Origin of the sequence: Plantactinospora soyae (genome assembly GCF_014874095.1) — a bacterium.
GTDB lineage: Bacteria > Actinomycetota > Actinomycetes > Mycobacteriales > Micromonosporaceae > Plantactinospora > Plantactinospora soyae.
On sequence record NZ_JADBEB010000001.1, the window covers coordinates 2,427,122 to 2,444,471 of the forward strand.

Annotated in this window: 16 protein-coding genes; 13 read left to right on the top strand and 3 right to left on the bottom strand. The window is 71.2% G+C overall.

From position 1 onward, the window contains the following. Nucleotides 1-44 precede the first annotated feature (44 nt). A complete protein-coding gene (locus H4W31_RS10820) occupies nucleotides 45-1,082 on the bottom strand; it encodes an SAM-dependent methyltransferase (RefSeq protein ID WP_192766535.1) in 1,038 nt (345 codons plus the stop codon). Between the two features lie 228 nt (nucleotides 1,083-1,310). On the opposite strand from H4W31_RS10820, the gene H4W31_RS10825 reads away from it, so the two are divergent. From H4W31_RS10825 to H4W31_RS10855, 7 genes are all read left to right on the top strand, one after another. After that, nucleotides 1,311-2,210 carry a Rossmann-like and DUF2520 domain-containing protein gene (locus H4W31_RS10825; protein WP_192766536.1) on the top strand — a complete coding sequence of 300 codons (900 nt, stop codon included), beginning with the start codon at nucleotides 1,311-1,313 and terminating at the stop codon, nucleotides 2,208-2,210. A gap of 88 nt (nucleotides 2,211-2,298) precedes the next feature. Next, nucleotides 2,299-3,162 (top strand): pantoate--beta-alanine ligase, encoded by an 864-nt coding sequence (gene panC / locus H4W31_RS10830; RefSeq protein ID WP_192766537.1) that lies wholly within the window; start codon nucleotides 2,299-2,301, stop codon nucleotides 3,160-3,162. A gap of 4 nt (nucleotides 3,163-3,166) precedes the next feature. Continuing rightward, nucleotides 3,167-3,592 carry an aspartate 1-decarboxylase gene (panD, locus tag H4W31_RS10835; protein ID WP_192766538.1) on the top strand — a complete coding sequence of 142 codons (426 nt, stop codon included), beginning with the start codon at nucleotides 3,167-3,169 and terminating at the stop codon, nucleotides 3,590-3,592. A gap of 120 nt (nucleotides 3,593-3,712) precedes the next feature. Next, nucleotides 3,713-4,618, top strand: coding sequence for a septum formation family protein (locus H4W31_RS10840; protein WP_225945475.1), 906 nt, complete (start codon nucleotides 3,713-3,715; stop codon nucleotides 4,616-4,618). 65 nt (nucleotides 4,619-4,683) lie between these two features. After that, complete coding sequence (locus H4W31_RS10845) at nucleotides 4,684-6,381, top strand: L-aspartate oxidase (RefSeq protein ID WP_192772003.1); 1,698 nt, start codon at nucleotides 4,684-4,686, stop codon at nucleotides 6,379-6,381. Beyond that, the gene (gene nadC / locus H4W31_RS10850) at nucleotides 6,378-7,271 is read left to right on the top strand and encodes a carboxylating nicotinate-nucleotide diphosphorylase (RefSeq protein ID WP_192772004.1); all 894 of its coding nucleotides are present in this window, start codon (nucleotides 6,378-6,380) and stop codon (nucleotides 7,269-7,271) included. The genes H4W31_RS10845 and nadC overlap by 4 nt, the downstream gene beginning before the upstream one ends. 104 nt (nucleotides 7,272-7,375) lie before the next feature. Continuing rightward, nucleotides 7,376-8,134 (top strand): type III pantothenate kinase, encoded by a 759-nt coding sequence (locus tag H4W31_RS10855; protein WP_192766539.1) that lies wholly within the window; start codon nucleotides 7,376-7,378, stop codon nucleotides 8,132-8,134. A gap of 34 nt (nucleotides 8,135-8,168) precedes the next feature. Here H4W31_RS10855 and H4W31_RS10860 read toward each other — a convergent pair whose 3' ends face one another. Then, the gene (locus H4W31_RS10860) at nucleotides 8,169-8,915 is read right to left on the bottom strand and encodes a class I SAM-dependent methyltransferase (RefSeq protein ID WP_192766540.1); all 747 of its coding nucleotides are present in this window, start codon (nucleotides 8,913-8,915) and stop codon (nucleotides 8,169-8,171) included. Nucleotides 8,916-9,058: 143 nt separating this feature from the next. On the opposite strand from H4W31_RS10860, the gene lysS reads away from it, so the two are divergent. The 3 genes from lysS (at nucleotide 9,059) to H4W31_RS10875 (ending at nucleotide 14,035) form a co-directional block, all read left to right on the top strand. Then, the gene (gene lysS, locus H4W31_RS10865; protein WP_225946417.1) at nucleotides 9,059-10,513 is read left to right on the top strand and encodes a lysine--tRNA ligase; all 1,455 of its coding nucleotides are present in this window, start codon (nucleotides 9,059-9,061) and stop codon (nucleotides 10,511-10,513) included. A gap of 110 nt (nucleotides 10,514-10,623) precedes the next feature. After that, on the top strand, nucleotides 10,624-10,974 hold the full coding sequence (locus H4W31_RS10870) for a histone-like nucleoid-structuring protein Lsr2 (RefSeq protein ID WP_192766542.1): 351 nt from the start codon (nucleotides 10,624-10,626) through the stop codon (nucleotides 10,972-10,974). Nucleotides 10,975-11,503: 529 nt separating this feature from the next. After that, entirely contained in the window at nucleotides 11,504-14,035 is a 2,532-nt protein-coding gene (locus H4W31_RS10875; RefSeq protein WP_192772005.1) for an ATP-dependent Clp protease ATP-binding subunit, read from the top strand. A 127-nt stretch (nucleotides 14,036-14,162) separates the two neighbouring features. Here H4W31_RS10875 and H4W31_RS10880 read toward each other — a convergent pair whose 3' ends face one another. After that, nucleotides 14,163-15,050 (bottom strand): A/G-specific adenine glycosylase, encoded by an 888-nt coding sequence (locus H4W31_RS10880; RefSeq protein WP_192766543.1) that lies wholly within the window; start codon nucleotides 15,048-15,050, stop codon nucleotides 14,163-14,165. A gap of 318 nt (nucleotides 15,051-15,368) precedes the next feature. Between H4W31_RS10880 and H4W31_RS10885 the strand changes: the two genes are divergently transcribed. From H4W31_RS10885 to H4W31_RS10895, 3 genes are all read left to right on the top strand, one after another. Beyond that, nucleotides 15,369-15,881, top strand: coding sequence for a glycine cleavage system protein R (locus H4W31_RS10885; RefSeq protein WP_192766544.1), 513 nt, complete (start codon nucleotides 15,369-15,371; stop codon nucleotides 15,879-15,881). Next, nucleotides 15,878-16,441: a peptide deformylase gene (locus tag H4W31_RS10890; RefSeq protein ID WP_192766545.1), complete on the top strand. Its 564-nt coding sequence runs from the start codon at nucleotides 15,878-15,880 to the stop codon at nucleotides 16,439-16,441. The genes H4W31_RS10885 and H4W31_RS10890 overlap by 4 nt, the downstream gene beginning before the upstream one ends. 126 nt (nucleotides 16,442-16,567) lie before the next feature. Then, nucleotides 16,568-17,308, top strand: a complete 741-nt coding sequence (locus H4W31_RS10895; protein ID WP_192766546.1) for a hypothetical protein — start codon at nucleotides 16,568-16,570, stop codon at nucleotides 17,306-17,308. Nucleotides 17,309-17,350: the final 42 nt, after the last annotated feature.

A 17,350-nucleotide genomic window follows, 5' to 3' on the forward strand; every position in this document is an offset into this window, starting at 1 on the left:
GGGCGCGGCGTGCGCGCTCCGTACCCGGTTAGGAAGGGGCCCTTCTACAACGGAAAGCGATAACAGGGGGCCCTTCCTTGCAGCCCGACGGGTTGGAGCAGCCACCAGTGTCCGCCGAGGCCGGCGGGGTCGGTCAGTTCGGCCGCTGTGGAGGCCCGGGCCAGCGCGCGGACGTACCCGGCGGGGTCCGTCGACGCCAGGGCCAGCGGTGGCCGGCGGCCGTCGGTCCCCAGGGCGCGCAGCGCGGTGCGCTGACTGACCAGCGTGTACGGCAGACCGCTGGCCCGCTCGCCGGCCGCCGCCACGGAGTCGATCGCCACGTGTGCGGTCAGGTCACAGCTGCCGTCGGGGATCGGGGCGACCTGCCGGCCGGACCGGAACCCGGTGAGCGTGCCATCCGGTGGCCGGCGTTCCCGCAGGTGGCCGTAGTCGACGGCGAGGGCGAGGCCGCGCTCCAGGGCGGCGAGCGCGCTGGCCCAGGCGAGGTCCCGGGCCAGCCCAATCTCGACCCGCCCGCCCTCGACCCGCCCGACCTCGACCCGCCCGACCTCGGCTGGCTGGTCCGGCCACCAGCGGTCGAGCCAGTCCACCTCGTCCGGGTCGAGCGGCCCGCCGAGCGATTCCGTACCGGTGGCGGGGTCGACCAGCATCCGAAGCCAGCCGTCCGGTCCGGGCACCGCCACGTCCAGCGGTACGTTGTCCAGCCATTCGGTGCCGACCAGCAGCCCGACCACCCGGTCGGGCAGGTCCGGCCGCCAGGCGATCGTCCCGGGCAGTTCGTCGGGGCGCGGGGCGAGTTCGACCGCGGTCAGCCGGAGCCGGGCGGCGAGTTCGGGCGGGGCGAGCCGGGCCAGCGTGGTCAGCAGCTCACCCCGACCGGCGCCGACGTCGACGACGTCCAGCGGATCGGGCCGGTCGAGCGCGGCGTCGACCCGGTCCAGCAGCGCCAGCAGTGCGTTGCCGAGCACCGGTACGGCGTGCGCGCTGGTCCGGAAGTGCGCGGCCGGTCCGGCTCCGGCGACGAAGAACCCCGAGCTGCCGTACAGCGCGGTGGAGATCGCCGATCGCCAGGAGATGGGCACCGGCACAGGTTATGTGCCACCGGTCACCCGGGCCCGTCCGCCGGTCGAACCGCCGCCGGTTCCGGTGCCGGGCGGGCCTTCCCGGGCCCGTCGCCGAGCGCTTTCCGGGCACCGCCGGAAGGCGCCGGATCGGCCGTGAACGTTTTCACAACCTCTTGTTCCAGGCATGTTCCGACGGCGCATACTTGCGATCGACCGGTACCACATTTCGAGGACTGGATCATCGCTATGAGCGCATCACCGCGCCAGCTCACCGTCGGCGTGATCGGCGCCGGCCGGGTGGGAGCCGTACTGGGTGCCGCCCTGGTCGCCGCGGGCCATCGGGTGGTCGCCGCCGCCGGGGTATCGGCCGCGGCCAAGGACCGGATCGACAGCCTGCTTCCGGGCACCGACGTCCGGCCGGCCCACGAGGTGGCCCGGGCCGCCACCGACCTGCTGCTGATCGCCGTACCGGACGACTCGCTCGCCGCGGTCGTGGCCGGGCTCGCCTCCACCGGTGTGCTCCGGCCGGGACAGGTGGTCGCGCACACCTCGGGGGCGCACGGGCTCGACGTACTCGCCCCGGCGGTCGCGGTGGGTGCCCGCCCGCTGGCCCTGCATCCGGCGATGACCTTCACCGGTACCGCCGACGACCTGACCCGACTACCCGGGATCTCGTACGGGGTGACCGCCCCGACGCCGCTGCGGCCGTTCGCCGTCCGGCTGGTCGCCGACCTCGGCGGCGTACCGGAGTGGGTGGCCGAACGGGACCGTCCGCTGTACCACGCCGCCCTCGCGCACGGCGCGAACCATCTCGTAACCCTGGTCAACGAGGCCGCCGACCGGCTCCGCGACGCGGGTGTGAGCCGGCCGGAGAAGGTGCTCGGGCCGCTGCTCCGGGCCGCGCTGGAGAACGCCCTGCGGCTCGGCGACGCGGCGCTGACCGGGCCGGTGTCCCGGGGCGACGCCGGTACGATCGCCCGGCACCTGGACCGGCTCGCCGCGACCGCCCCGGAGTCGGTCCCCGGCTACCTCGCGCTGGCCCGGCGGACCGCCGACCGGGCGATCGCCGCCGGCCGGCTCCGTCCGGCCGACGCCGAGTCGCTGCTGGGCGTGCTGGCTGACCGGGACCGCGAGGTCGCCGCATGACCGGGCGGGGGCGACGGAGGGCCATGACCGGGTGGAGCGGGAGCACCGGACAGCTCGGCCGGCGGAACGAACTGCGCGAGGAGAGAGCATGACCACGGTGTTGCGGACCCGGGCGGAGCTGGCCGCCACGCTCGCGCCGTTGCCGGGTTCGCTGGCGGTGGTGATGACGATGGGTGCTCTGCACTCCGGGCACGAGGCGCTGCTGCGGACGGCCCGGGAACAGGCCGACTTCGTACTGGCGACGATCTTCGTGAATCCGCTCCAGTTCGGTCCGAACGAGGACTTCGACCGCTATCCCCGGACCCTGGACGCCGACCTGGAGGTGTGCCGGGCCGCCGGGGTGCAGTACGTGTTCGCGCCGTCCCGCGAGGAGCTCTATCCGGACGGCGAGCCGATGGTCCGGGTCGACCCCGGCAGCCTCGGTGAGGAGTTGGAGGGGGCCAGCCGGCCCGGCTTCTTCGACGGCGTCCTGACCGTGGTGCTGAAGCTGCTCAACCTGCTCCGGCCGGACGTGGCGGTCTTCGGGGAGAAGGACTACCAGCAGCTCACGCTGATCCGCCGGATGGTCCGGGACCTGGAGCTGGACGTGGAGATCGTCGGGGTGCCCACCGTCCGGGAGCCGGACGGGCTGGCGCTGTCCAGCCGCAACCGCTACCTCTCGGCCGAGGAGCGGCTCTCGGCACTGCGCCTGTCGGCGGCGCTGCGGGCCGGCGCGACCGCCGCCGGGGCGGGCCGGGGCGCCGACGGTGCCCTCGCCGCCGCGTACCGGGCCTTCGGCGAGGGTACGACCGGCGCCAAGCTGGACTACCTGGTGCTGACCGACCCGCAGCTGGGACCCGCCCCGGTCACCGGCCCGGCCCGGATGCTGGCGGCCGCCTGGGTCGGCGGTACCCGATTGATCGACAACCTGCCGGTCGAGTTGGCTCCGGCAGCCCGCACCACGGAGGAATAGTCAAATGTTCCGCACCATGCTCAAGTCGAAGATCCACCGGGCCACGGTGACCCAGGCGGACCTGCACTACGTCGGCTCGGTGACGGTCGACGCCGACCTGCTCGACGCCGCCGACCTGCTGCCCGGCGAGCAGGTCGCGATCGTGGACATCACCAACGGCGCCCGGTTGGAGACGTACGTCATCCCGGGCGAGCGGGGCAGCGGCGTGATCGGCATCAACGGTGCCGCCGCCCGGTTGGTGCAGACCGGCGACCTGGTCATCCTGATCTCCTACGCCCAGCTCGACGATGCCGCCGCCCGGTCGTACCAGCCCCGGATCGTGCACGTGGACGCGGCCAACCGGATCATCGAACTGGGCGGCGATCCCGCCGAGGCGGTGCCGGGAATGGCCGGTGACCTGGTCCGGGGCGACCAGGTGCAGAACGCGTGACGCTGCTCCAGACGCGGATGGCCGTCCCGACGCCAGGATGATCTCTACGCTCCGGATGACCGCGCCGGTTAACGTAGGGTGCAGCCATCTGTGACTGTTGGTCGCCCTGGGGAGGACGCGATGCGCCGTTGGATGACCGCCCTGGCGCTGGCCGGAGCCGTTGGCCTCGGTGCGGGTGGGTGCGCCGCGCCGGGCGGCTCGGATGGGGACCTGACCGACGACTGGGCCCGGGTCGGCGAGCCGAAGACCTTCTCCCCGAAGGCCGACGCCTGCCACGCGGCAGACTTCTCCGAGACCGTCTACCTGTCGTCGTACCTCCCGGTCGACTGTCCGACCAGTCACCGGCTGGAGACCGTACACGTGGGAGCGTTCACGGCAGCGGCGGCGAACGCTGCCGCGCCGCCGGCCAGGGGCTCGGCCGACTTCGGCAAGGCCTATGCGGAGTGTGACGGCAAGGCGCGGGAGTTCCTCGGCGCGGACTTCCGGACCGGCCGACTCTGGCTCGGGGTGGCGACCCCCTCGCCACACGGCTGGAGCGGCGGAGCCCGGTGGTTCCGATGTGACGTGACCGAACTGTCCAACGTCGAGGACGACGGCGACACGGTCACCCGGACCGGCAGTCTCAAGGGCGCCCTGCGTACCCCCGGACCGCTGCACCTGGGCTGCTACGCGGCGACGCTGACCCGGACCGAGAACATCGACCGGATGCCGACGGTCGACTGCGGCAAGCGGCACAACAGCGAGTTCACCGGGGTGTGGCGGGCGCCCGCCGGACTGAAGTACCCGAGCGCCGAGCGGGACTGGGCGGCGTTCTACGACGGCTGCTACCAGGTCACCGCGAGGTACGTCGAGGTGCCGCAGAACAGCATCCGGTTCCGTACCGGCATCATGGCGCTGCCCTCCGGAGCGGAGGAGTGGCAGGCGGGCAACCGGGGGGTGCGGTGCTACCTGTGGATCTCCGACGGCAGGTTCACCAGATCGCTCAAGGGCGCCGGCACCGCTGGCCTGCCGCTGCGGACCGGATAGCGTCGCAGGCCACTTCCGGGGGCCCTGCCCGGACCGTCGCCACCGGTACGCGGTTGACTGGAATGATGCAGTTTCCGATCGTTGACCTGCCGGAGCTACCCCGGCTGCTGGCCGCGCCGGAGCCGGGCTGGGTGGAGACGACCGATGTGATCGTGATCGGGTCGGGCATCGCGGGGCTGACCGCCGCGCTGCACCTGCGCGAGGCGGGACTGCACGTGACGGTGGTGACAAAGGTCAACATCGATGACGGCTCCACCCGGTGGGCGCAGGGCGGCATCGCCGCCGTACTCGATCCGTTGGACACGCCCGCGGCGCACGCCTCCGACACCGAGTTGGCCGGGGTCGGGCTCTGCGACCCGGCGGCGGTCCGGGTGCTGGTGGAGGAGGGGCCGACCCGGCTGCGGGAACTGATCCGGACCGGTGCCGAGTTCGACCGCAACGCGGACGGCTCGTTGATGCTCACCCGTGAGGGTGGGCACCGGGCCGATCGGATCGTGCACGCGGGCGGCGACGCGACCGGCGCCGAGGTGCAGCGGGCGCTGCACGCGGCGGTCGGCCGGGACCCCTGGATCCGCCTGGTTGAGCACGCTCTCGTCCTCGACCTGCTGCGCAGCCCGGGGTCCGGGCCGGCGGACCCGGGTCGGGCCTGCGGGATCACCCTGCACGTGCTCGGCGAGGGCAGCGAGGACGGGGTCGGCGCGATCCTGGCCCGCGCGGTGGTGCTGGCCACCGGTGGGATGGGCCAGGTCTTCGCCGCCACCACCAACCCGGCGGTCTCCACCGGCGACGGCGTCGCCCTCGCGCTGCGGGCCGGCGCGGCAGTGACCGACCTGGAGTTCGTCCAGTTCCATCCGACCGCGCTGATCCGACCGGCCGGGGCCACCGGGACGGGTACGACGACCGACGCCCAGCAGCCGCTGGTCTCGGAGGCGTTGCGGGGCGAGGGCGCCCACCTGGTCGACGCCGACGGCAAGCGGTTCATGGTCGGCCAGCACGAGTTGGCCGAACTGGCCCCCCGGGACGTGGTGGCGAAGGGGATCCACCGGGTCCTGCTGGCCACCGGCACCGATCACGTCTACCTGGACGCCCGGCATCTCGGCGCGGACTTCCTGGCCCGGCGTTTTCCCACCATCGTCGCCTCCTGCCTGGCGGCCGGTGTCGACCCGGCGGTCGACCCGATTCCGGTGGCCCCGGCGGCGCACTACGCCTCCGGCGGGGTCCGTACCGACCTGTTCGGCCGTACCTCCATCCCGGGCCTGTACGCCTGCGGCGAGGTCGCCTGCACGGGCGTACACGGTGCCAACCGGCTGGCCAGCAACTCGCTGCTGGAGGGGCTGGTCTTCGCCCGGCGGATCGCCCAGGACATCGCCCGGGACCTGCCGGCCCAGGCCGAACCCGCACCGGGCGGCGCGTGGCGCGGCGGTACCGGTGCGGTGGTGGATCCGGCGGTGCGGGCCGGGCTGGCCCGGGCGATGACCCGGGGTGCCGGGGTGCTCCGGTCGGCCGGCTCGCTGCGGGCGACAGCGGCCGAACTGGTCGCCTTCGGCGCCACCCGGGGCGCTCCCCGGACGGCGAGCTGGGAGGCGACCAACCTGCTCACCGTCGCCTCGGCCCTGGTCGGCGCCGCCTACGCCCGGCAGGAGACCCGGGGCTGCCATTGGCGCGAGGACCACCCGGATTCGCGCGAGGATTGGCTCGGGCACCTGATCAGCTCGATCGGACAGACGGGCAGTTTCGAACAGGATTGGGAGGCACTGTGCTGAAACTCTCGACCACGCAGGCGTTGCAGGCCGCCGGGCTCGATCCGGTGGTGGTGGAACGGATCGTACGGGGGGCGCTGGACGAGGACCTGGGGCCGGAGCGACGCGACGTGACCACTGTGGCCACGGTGCCGGACGAGCAGGTCGACACGGTTGACGTGGTGGCCCGGGCCGACGGCGTGGTGGCCGGGCTGGCCGTGGCAGCCGCCGTCTTCGACCTGGCCGCCAGCCGTACGGTGCGGGTGCTGCCGGTGGCCGTCGACGGCGACCGGGTGGCCCGGGGCGACGTACTTGCGACGGTGACCGGGCCGACCCGGTCGCTGCTCACCGCCGAGCGGACCGCCCTGAACCTGCTCAGCCGGATGTCCGGGGTGGCCACCCATACCCGGGCCTGGGTCGAGGCGCTGGCCGGTACGAAGGCGACGGTGCTGGACACCCGGAAGACCACGCCGGGCCTGCGAATGCTGGAGAAGTACGCGGTCCGGGCCGGCGGCGGCGCCAACAAGCGCCTGGGCCTGTACGACGTCGCCATGATCAAGGACAACCACAAGCTGGCGGCCGGCGGCATCGGAGCGGCGTACCGGCGGGTCCGGGAGGCGTTTCCGGACGTGCCGGTCCAGGTGGAGGTGACCTCGGTAGCCGAGGCGGTGGAGGCGGTGGAGCTCGGCGCCGACTTCCTGCTCTGCGACAACATGACCCCGGCGCTGCTGACCGAGGTGGTCACGGCGGTGGGTGACCGGGCCGAACTCGAGGCGACCGGCGGGCTGACCCTCGACACGGCCGCCGAGTACGCCGCGACCGGCGTCGACTACCTCTCGGTTGGGGCCCTGACCCACTCCTCGCCTATCTTGGACATCGCACTTGACCTCCGACCGACGGACACCGGCCGGTAGGGGGACGGACCACCCGGTCGGTCGGCTCCGGCCGGCCGGTCGGCGACAGACCTCCGGCCGCGGGCAGTGGCCGGCCGGCAACACCTCGGGCCCGGGACTGACGAATGCTGCTCTGTATCGACATCGGTAACACCAACACGGTCCTGGCGACCTTCGAGGGCGAGAAGTTGATCCACTCCTGGCGGATCAAGACCGACGCCCGGTCGACGGCCGACGAACTGGGCCTCAAGCTGCGCGGCCTGCTGGCCGGTGACGCGGTCGAGGTGACCGGCGTGGCCGCCTGCTCGACGGTGCCGGCGGCGCTGCGGTCGCTGCGGTCGATGCTGGCCAGGTACTACGCGGATCTTCCCCACGTGATCGTCGAGCCGGGGGTGAAGACCGGCGTGCAGTTGGCGATCGACAACCCGAAGGAGGTCGGCGCCGACCGGGTGGTCAACACGCTCGCGGCGTTCACCCTCTACGGCGGACCGTCGATCGTGGTCGACTTCGGCACCACCACCAACTTCGACGTGATCAGCGGTCGGGGCGAGTTCCTCGGTGGCGCATTCGCCCCCGGCATCGAGATCTCGTTCGACGCCCTCGCCGCCCGGGCGGCCCAGCTCCGCAAGGTGGAGCCGACGGTGCCGCGTTCGGTGATCGGCAAGAACACCGTCGAGTGCCTCCAGGCGGGGATGTACTTCGGCTTCGCCGGCCAGGTGGACCGGATCGTCGAACGGATGGTCGAGGAGCTGGGCGAGGTGCGGGCGGTCATCGCCACCGGCGGGCTGGCGCCGCTGGTGATCGGCGAGTGCCGGACGATCACGCACCACGAGCCGATGATCACCCTGATCGGGTTGCGGATGGTCTACGACCGCAACCGGTAGGGCTCCGGCCCGGACCGAAATCCCCGGCCGGCGGTCAGCGGCGCCGGGCCCGGAAGACCAGGGTCCGGTACGGCAGCTCGAACGTCTCCCGCCCGGCCAGGTCCGGATGGGTCGCCGCCAGCTTCCGGATGGCCGCGTCGACCTCCCGCTGCCGCTGCGGCGTGGCAGTGATGTGGTGCGAGCGGGTGCCGATCATCCCGACCAGGGTCTCCGGGGTGTGCGTGACCTGGTGCCGGAACTCGGCCCGCTCCACCGGTCCGTAGTGCTCGTCGTGCTCGGCCATCGACGCGCCACCCTCCCGGATTCCGCGCCCGCCGAGCATGTCGACGGTGAGCGCGGTCAGCGCCGCCACCCAGGGCACGGACTCGTCCCGCTCGTTGAACACCGCGGCGTACGTCCCGCCCGGGCGCAGCAGCCGGGCCCCCTCGGCGTGCGCCACCGGATGGTCAAACCAGTGGTACGCCTGTCCGGCGACGATCGCGTCGACCGAGCCGTCCGGCAGGGGTATCTGCTCGGCCGTACCGGCCAGCGGGGTGACGCCCGGGGTGGCGAGGGCGAGTTGGGCCCGCATCCCCGGGTCCGGCTCGACGGGTACCGGGTGGTGGCCGAGGGCCAGCAGTACCCGGGTCAGGATGCCGGTACCGGCGCCGAGGTCGACGACCTGAGCAGGTGCGGGACGGTCGACGGCCCAGGTGATCGCGGGCTCGGGGTAGCTCGGCCGGTACCGGTCGTAGGCGGTCGCGGCGGCGCCGAAGGAGAGCGCGTGGATCTGATCAACCATGCCTGGAGGTTATCCAGTGCCGGACCCGGTGGGCACTTGAGTACGCTCGGGGCCGAACTCAGCCGACACAATTCCCGAGGAAGCATGCCGTGACCCAGGAGATTCCCAGCCCTGCCGATCCCGTTGACGACGTCCCCGAGCAGATGCGGGTCCGCCGGGAGAAGCGGGAGCGCATGCTCGCCGAGGGCGTTGAGCCGTATCCGTTGGGATATCCGCGTACGGCGACCCTCGCCCAGATCCGGGCCCGCTACGCGGACCTGCCCACCGACACCCCCAGCGGGGACGTCGCGTCGGTGACCGGCCGGGTGATCTTCGTCCGGAACACCGGCAAGCTCTGCTTCGCCACCCTCCGGGACGGCGACGGCACCGAACTGCAGGCGATGCTCTCGCTCGACCGGGTCGGCGCGGACCGCCTCGATGTCTGGAAGCGCCAGATCGATCTGGGTGATCACGTCGGAGTGACCGGCGAGGTGATTACCAGTCGGCGGGGTGAGCTTTCGGTGCTTGCCGATTCCTGGGCGTTGACCGCGAAGGCGCTCCGGCCGCTACCGGTGGCGCACAAGCCGCTTAGCGAGGAGGCGCGGGTCCGACAGCGTTATGTCGATCTGATCGTGCGCCCCCGGGCCCGGGAGATGGTACGCACGAGGGCGACGACGCTGCGTAGTCTGCGCGATTCGCTGCACGGCCGGAGTTTCATCGAAGTCGAAACCCCCATGCTGCAAGCGCTGCCCGGTGGTGCTACCGCGCGGCCATTCGTGACGCACAGCAATGCGTTAGACACGGATCTGTATCTGCGAATCGCCCCCGAGCTTTTTCTCAAGCGGGCGGTGGTGGGCGGCATCGACCGGGTCTTCGAGATCAACCGCAACTTCCGAAATGAGGGGACCGACTCTTCGCACTCGCCCGAGTTCGCCATGCTGGAGGCGTACGAAGCGTACGGGGACTATGACACCATGGCGACCCTCACTCGTGAGTTGGTGCAGCGTGCGGCACTTGCGGCCACCGGGTCGCACGTGGTCGCGCACGCCGACGGCACCGAGTTCGACCTCGGCGGCGAGTGGACGTCGACGACCCTCTACGGGGCGCTTTCCGAGGCCCTGGGCGAGGAGGTGACGGTCCGGACCGGGATGACCGACCTCCTCGGGTACGCCGAAAAGGTGGGGCTGGCGGTCGATCCCAAGTGGGGGCCGGGCAAGCTCGCCGAGGAGCTTTTCGAGGAACTGGTGGTGCCCACGCTGCGGCAGCCCACCTTCGTGCGGGACTATCCCGAGGAGACGAGCCCGCTGGTCCGGGAGCACCGGTCCGAGCCGGGGCTCACCGAGAAATGGGACCTGTACGTCCTCGGATTCGAGCTGGCCACGGCGTACTCCGAGCTGGTCGACCCGGTTGTGCAGCGGGAGCGTCTGGTGGTCCAGGCGCAGCGGTCGGCCAAGGGCGACGACGAGGCGATGCGGCTCGACGAGGACTTCCTGCGGGCCATGGAGTACGGAATGCCGCCGTCCGGGGGCATGGGAATGGGAATCGACCGGCTCCTGATGGCCCTCACCGGCCTCGGAATTCGGGAAACCATCCTCTTCCCGATGGTCCGCCCCGAGTAGTAGTCGGCCCCGGCCTGTCGCATAGTTTCGCGATCCTATTGACGAAGCAAGCATCTCGCGGGCTATTGTGCTCTTGTTTGCGGAGAACCTGCTCGAAAGGATAGCGACACGTGGCCAAGCAGATCATTCACAAGCTGGTCGATGACCTGGACGGCGGAGACGCGGACGAGACCGTCAAGTTCTCGCTCGACGGCGTTCAGTACGAGATCGACCTGTCGGACAAGAACGCCGGCAAATTGCGGGACCTATTCGCCCCGTACGTCGCGGCCGGCTCCAAGGTGGGTCGGGGCGGCGTCGTCGTCGGCGGTCGCGCCGCTCGCGGTCGAGGTGGCGCCACCGCCGACCGGGAGCAGAACAAGGCGATCCGGGCGTGGGCCAAGAAGGAAGGCAAGGACATCTCCGACCGCGGGCGCATCCCCCAGGAGATCGTGGATGAGTACCACGCGAAGGCGGGCCGCTAGTCGTAGTGCTTCTCGACGCCCCGGGCGGGGTGGGTGGACGGCCGGCCGTTCGCCCACCCCGCACGTTTCATCCCGATACTCTAGTTATTTGGCAAATGGGGTAATTCGCCCTAACGGCGCATCGGCGGCGAATCTCCTCCGTGCCGGGCCTGTGTCGGAGTGTGTGGCCAGGTGGGCCCGGCAACCGGCCCGGTCCCGGGAACAACCTGGCGGCCCAGACGTTGTCCACAACCAGTGGACGGAGTTGTCCACAGCCTGTGGACGATGCGGGTCCGCGTCGTCAGGGTAGGGGCCTGAAATTTCGCTCTGCGCGTACAGCGGGCGGTCTGGGAAGCATCGCTGAGCGTGGGCAGTTGGTAAAAACGTCGCGTACGTGGCTCATTCCAGGAACACACGACCTCAGGAGAGTCGGCTCGCGGCGATAGAGTAAGGGAGCACGGGCGTCCGCCTCGGACGTCCGGGTGGTGGCCCCGCCACGATGCTTGGCCATCAAGATCGAGTGCGCACGGCACGTGAGGAGCACGAGGGCATGTTCGAGCGGTTCACCGACCGAGCGCGGCGGGTTGTCGTCCTGGCTCAAGAAGAAGCCCGGATGCTCAACCACAACTACATCGGTACGGAACACATCCTGCTAGGTCTCATCCACGAGGGTGAAGGCGTCGCGGCGAAGGCCCTGGAGAGTCTGGGCATCTCGCTGGAAGGCGTCCGCCAGCAAGTCGAAGAGATCATCGGCCAGGGTCAGCAGGCGCCGAGCGGGCACATCCCGTTCACGCCGCGGGCCAAGAAGGTGCTGGAGCTGTCGCTGCGCGAAGCGTTGCAGCTCGGCCACAACTACATCGGCACGGAGCACATCCTGCTCGGGCTGATCCGCGAGGGTGAGGGCGTCGCCGCACAGGTGCTGGTGAAGCTCGGCGCCGACCTGAACCGGGTCCGCCAGCAGGTCATCCAGCTGCTCTCCGGCTACCAGGGCAAGGAGCCGGCCGCGGCCGGTACCGCCCCGGGTGAGGCCGCGCCGTCGACCAGCCTCGTGCTGGACCAGTTCGGCCGGAACCTGACCCAGGCCGCCCGGGAGGGCAAGCTCGACCCGGTCATCGGCCGGGAGAAGGAAATCGAGCGGGTGATGCAGGTGCTCTCCCGCCGTACCAAGAACAACCCGGTCCTGATCGGCGAGCCAGGGGTCGGCAAGACCGCGGTCGTCGAGGGCCTCTCCCAGCGAATCATCAAGGGTGAGGTGCCGGAGACGCTCAAGGACAAGCAGCTCTACACGCTTGACCTGGGTGCCCTGGTCGCCGGCTCGCGGTACCGCGGTGACTTCGAGGAGCGCCTCAAGAAGGTGCTCAAGGAGATCCGCACCCGCGGCGACATCATCCTGTTCATCGACGAGATTCACACCCTGGTGGGTGCGGGTGCCGCCGAGGGCGCGATCGACGCGGCGAGCATCCTCAAGCCGATGCTGGCCCGTGGCGAGCTGCAGACCATCGGCGCGACCACCCTCGACGAGTACCGCAAGCACCTGGAGAAGGACGCCGCCCTTGAGCGGCGGTTCCAGCCGATCCAGGTGGGTGAGCCGTCGCTGGCGCACACCATCGAGATCCTGAAGGGTCTGCGGGACCGTTACGAGGCACACCACCGGGTCTCCATCACCGACGCCGCCCTGGTGGCGGCGGCGACCCTGGCCGACCGGTACATCTCCGACCGCTTCCTGCCGGACAAGGCGATCGACCTGATCGACGAGGCCGGTGCCCGGATGCGGATCCGTCGGATGACCGCGCCGCCAGACCTGCGCGACTTCGACGAGCGGATCGCCCAGGTCCGTCGCGACAAGGAGTCCGCGATCGACGCGCAGGACTTCGAGCGGGCCGCGCAGCTCCGGGACAAGGAGAAGCAGCTCCTCGGCCAGAAGGCGCAGCGGGAGAAGGAGTGGAAGGCCGGCGACCTGGACGTGGTGTCCGAGGTCGACGACGAGCAGATCGCCGAGGTGCTGGCGAACTGGACGGGTATCCCGGTCTACAAGCTCACCGAGGAGGAGACCTCCCGGCTGCTCCGCATGGAGGACGAGCTGCACAAGCGGGTCGTCGGCCAGGAGGACGCGGTCAAGGCGGTCTCGAAGGCGATCCGGCGTACCCGGGCAGGCCTGAAGGACCCGAAGCGTCCGTCCGGCTCGTTCATCTTCGCCGGTCCGTCCGGTGTCGGTAAGACCGAGCTGTCCAAGGCGCTGGCGGAGTTCCTGTTCGGCAGCGAGGACTCGCTGATCCAGCTCGACATGTCCGAGTTCCACGACCGGTACACCGTGTCGCGGCTGGTCGGGGCGCCCCCCGGCTACGTCGGCTACGACGAGGGTGGCCAGCTCACCGAGAAGGTGCGGCGTCGGCCGTTCTCGGTGGTCCTCTTCGACGAGATCGAGAAGGCCCACCCGGACGTCTTCAACACCCTGCTCCAGATCCTGGAGGACGGGCGGTTGACCGACGGCCAGGGCCGGATCGTCGACTTCAAGAACACCGTCATCATCCTGACCACCAACCTGGGCACCAGGGACGTGGCCAAGGCGGTGTCGATGGGCTTCCAGGCCTCCGAGGACTCCGAGTCGAACTACGAGCGGATGAAGCAGAAGGTCAACGACGAGCTGAAGCAGCACTTCCGGCCGGAGTTCCTCAACCGGATCGACGACACGATCGTGTTCCACCAGCTCAAGCAGGGCGAGATCCTGCACATCGTGGACATCATGATCCAGCGGATCGAGACCCAGCTCCGCAACAAGGACATGGGGCTCGAGCTGACCGACAACGCCAAGAAGTACCTGGCGAAGAAGGGCTTCGACCCGGTGCTGGGCGCCCGACCGCTGCGTCGGACGATCCAGCGCGACATCGAGGACAACCTCTCCGAGCGGATCCTCTTCAACGAGCTCACGCCCGGTCAGATCGTCGTCGTGGACTGCGAGGGCGACCCGGAGGACATCGACAAGTCCAAGCTGGTGTTCCGCGGTGCGGAGAAGCCGGTTGAGGTGCCCGACGCGGTGCCGGCCGACCTGGGCAACACCGCCCCCGCTGGCGCGGACGAGTAAGCACGCGCACTAGAAGGTCCGGCCCGGCGACTTCGTCGCCGGGCCGGACTTTTCTATGCAGCAGTGCAAGGAAGGGCCCCTTCTTATCGTTTTCTGTAGAAGAAGGGCCCCCTCCTAACACCTCAGCTCAGTCGACGGCGTGATCGCCGGCAAGTACGCAGGTGTCGCCGACCATCTCGACCAGGCCGTCCTCGATCAGGCCGGCCAGTGCGCGGGACCGTTGCAGATCGTCGGCCCAGACCAGGTCCAGCCGGTCCCGGGGTACCGGCCCGGTGGTCTCCCGCAACACGGCCAGGAGCTTGCCCCGGACCTGCCGGTCGGTGCCGGCGTACCGCTGGGGACGCCGGGTCGGGCCGGGCGGCGCGGTTCGGCCGGACGCCCGCCAGGCACAGCGGGTGGCCAGTGGACAGTCGACGCACCGGGGGGACCGGGCCGTACAGATGAGCGCGCCCAGTTCCATGAAGGCGGCGCTGGCCCGGGCGGCCGTACCGGGATGTGCCGGCAGAAGTGCCTCGGTCGCGACCAGGTCGGCCGGTCGGGTCGCCGGACCGGCGTCCGGCTCACCGGCGACCGCCCGAGCGACGAGCCTTCGTACGTTTGTGTCCACTACCGGGTAGCGCTGGCCGTACGCGAAGGCCGCCACCGCCCGTGCCGTGTAGCTGCCGACGCCGGGCAGCGCCAGCAACTGCTCCAGGTCGGCCGGTACGGCGCCATCGTGCCGCTCCACCAGCGCCGAGGCGCACTCGTGCAGTCGCAGGGCCCGGCGTGGATAGCCGAGGCGTCCCCACATCCGGATCGCCTCGGCCGGAGTGTCGGCGGCCAGCGCTGCCGGTACGGGCCACCGGGTCAGCCACGCCCGCCAGGCCGGCAGCACCCGTACCACCGGGGTCTGCTGCAACATGACCTCGCTGACCAGGATCGGCCAGGCCCCGACACCGGGCTCTCGCCACGGCAGGTCGCGGGCGTTCTCGTCGTACCACCGGATGGCCGCGGCGGCGAGCTGTGTCTTCGACATCGCGCCGTCGATCCTGTCACGCCCGCCGGTCCGGCCGCGTGGCGGCATCCGGCGGGCCGCGCCGGAGTGCTGCGGAGAGTGGGACCTCCGCCGTCGGGGCCTCCATTCGTCGGGGCCTCCATTCGTCGGGGCTCCATCGTCGGGCCTCCGCCGTCGGGCCTCCGTCGTCGGGCCTCCCCCGTCGGGACGGCCAGCGTCGGCACCGACGCCGACGGCAGCCGGACCCGGTCGACGGTCCGGCGCACGGTTCCGTCCCGGAGCTTGGGCCGGTCGTCGGGTCGAGCCCCGGGGCGGGCGTGGATCGGGCAGACTGCCCGGATGAGCGAGCTGGCGATCACCGTCATCGGTCCGGACCGACCCGGCATCGTGGCTGACGTCGCGGAGGCCCTGGCCGAGGTCGGGGCGAACCTCACCGACTCGACCATGACCCGGTTACGTGGACACTTCGCGATGACGCTGATCTGCGTGGGCCCGTCCGGGCCGGAGGCGGAGGCGGCGCTGGCCCCGGTCGTCGCCGACGGACCACTGGTGGCGACGGTACGTCAGGTCGGCGCCGAGGCGTCGAGTACGCCGTTCGGCGAGCCGTACCTGATGGCCGTGCACGGGGCCGACCGGCTCGGGATCGTCTCGGCACTGACCCGGGTGCTCGCCGAGGCCGGCGGCAACGTCACGGACCTGACCACCCGGCTCACCGGGCCGCTCTACGTCCTCCTCGCCGAGGTCGAGCTGCCGCCGGGTACGGCGGAAAGCCTCGCCGACCGGCTGTCCGAGGTGGCCGTCGGGCTGGACGTGGAGGTCACCCTGCGCCGAGCCGACTCGGATCTGTTGTGACCGCCGAGCAGGACTGCGGTCTGGGCGGCTGGACGACGGCGGTGCTCGGCGATCCGGGTGAGGTGCGGTCGGTGGTCACCGCCCCGGCGGGGGTGCTGAGCCGGGCCGGCGCCGCCGTCGATCCGCTCGCCGAGGACGTGGTCCGGCTCGCCGCGGACCTGGTCGCCACCATGCGGGTGTCACCCGGCTGCGTCGGGCTGGCCGCACCGCAGGTCGGGGTCGGCGCCAGGGTCTTCGCCGTGGACGTGACCGGTCACCCCAAGACACTGACGTCGCACGGCATCTTCGTACTCTGCAACGCGGAGGTGGTCGAGGCCAGCCGGTGGCGGCTGGGCCGGGAGGGCTGCATGTCGGTCCCGGACCTGACCGGTGACGTCAAGCGGGCCAGCCGGGTGGTGATCCAGGCGGTGCTGCCGGGCACCGGTGCGGCGGTGCGGCTGGTCACGGACGGCTTCGAGGCGCGGGCCCTGCAACACGAGATCGATCATTGTCGGGGTCGGTTGTTCCTCGACCGGGTGGCCGGCGCGCACGCGGTCTACCAGCGCAAGGTCTACCTGTGACCACCGGCGGAGGAGGCGCCGCCGCCGGGTCCGCGCACCGGCACCCAGACCGATCGGGTACGCCTGCACCGGCGCCCGGCGCGTCGTGAGGGTCGGCGGCGCGGGTCCCGATACGGTGAGGACATTATGCGTTTGACGGTTGGCCCCCTGCCGCCCGCCGTGTACTGGCGGCGTCGAGCCGTCGTGCTCGGTGCCGGGCTGCTTTTCCTGATCGTGCTCCTGTACTCGTGCTTCGGGCCGGGCGACAAGGACAACACCGGTAAGGGCGCCGGTAGTGGTCAGTCGACCGAACCGACTCCGTTGCTCACGCCGGAGGTCGACCCCTCGCAGTCCGGCACGCCCGAGTCCGGTGCTCCGGTGGAGCCCGCGTCGAGCGGTGACCCGACGGGGGAGCCGGACGGTGGCGGCGACGAGGCTCCGGTCGCACCTGTCGGCGGTGGACAGGTGCCGACGGCCCCGCCTCCGGTGCAGAACGAGTGCACCGACGCGGAGATGTCGGTCATCCCGGTTCCGTCCCAGACGTCGGCGCAGCGTGGTGAGCCGGTCAGCCTGCGGATCAAGATCAAGAACCTGTCAGGGCGGACCTGCAACCGGGACGTCGGCGCCGACCTTCAGGAGCTCTACCTCAAGCTCGGCGCCCGCAAGGTCTGGTCGTCCGACGGCTGTAGCACCGTACGGGCCAACGACGTACGGCCGTTCCCGCCCAGCCACGAGAGCACGTACACGATCGACTGGAACGGCAGAGAGAGTTCCAAGTGCGACAACGGGCTCGCCGCGGGCAACTATCCGCCGGCCGGCACCTACCAGCTCTTCGGCCGGCTGGGCGACAAGCTCAGCGAACCGGTGCGACTCACCATCACGGGCTGAGCCGGGGACGCGGCGGGCCGGGATCGGGGTCCGGCGGACGCT

Bases quoted from the DNA above. Each gene is read 5' to 3' on its own strand.
- H4W31_RS10825 (WP_192766536.1), top strand. From the start codon at position 1,311: ATGAGCGCATCACCGCGCCAGCTCACCGTCGGCGTGATCGGCGCCGGC.
- panC (WP_192766537.1), top strand. From the start codon at position 2,299: ATGACCACGGTGTTGCGGACCCGGGCGGAGCTGGCCGCCACGCTCGCG.
- panD (WP_192766538.1), top strand. From the start codon at position 3,167: ATGTTCCGCACCATGCTCAAGTCGAAGATCCACCGGGCCACGGTGACC.
- H4W31_RS10840 (WP_225945475.1), top strand. From the start codon at position 3,713: ATGCGCCGTTGGATGACCGCCCTGGCGCTGGCCGGAGCCGTTGGCCTC.
- H4W31_RS10845 (WP_192772003.1), top strand. From the start codon at position 4,684: ATGCAGTTTCCGATCGTTGACCTGCCGGAGCTACCCCGGCTGCTGGCC.
- H4W31_RS10855 (WP_192766539.1), top strand. From the start codon at position 7,376: ATGCTGCTCTGTATCGACATCGGTAACACCAACACGGTCCTGGCGACC.
- H4W31_RS10860 (WP_192766540.1), bottom strand. From the start codon at position 8,915: ATGGTTGATCAGATCCACGCGCTCTCCTTCGGCGCCGCCGCGACCGCC.
- lysS (WP_225946417.1), top strand. From the start codon at position 9,059: ATGCGGGTCCGCCGGGAGAAGCGGGAGCGCATGCTCGCCGAGGGCGTT.
- H4W31_RS10875 (WP_192772005.1), top strand. From the start codon at position 11,504: ATGTTCGAGCGGTTCACCGACCGAGCGCGGCGGGTTGTCGTCCTGGCT.
- H4W31_RS10880 (WP_192766543.1), bottom strand. From the start codon at position 15,050: ATGTCGAAGACACAGCTCGCCGCCGCGGCCATCCGGTGGTACGACGAG.
- H4W31_RS10885 (WP_192766544.1), top strand. From the start codon at position 15,369: ATGAGCGAGCTGGCGATCACCGTCATCGGTCCGGACCGACCCGGCATC.
- H4W31_RS10895 (WP_192766546.1), top strand. From the start codon at position 16,568: ATGCGTTTGACGGTTGGCCCCCTGCCGCCCGCCGTGTACTGGCGGCGT.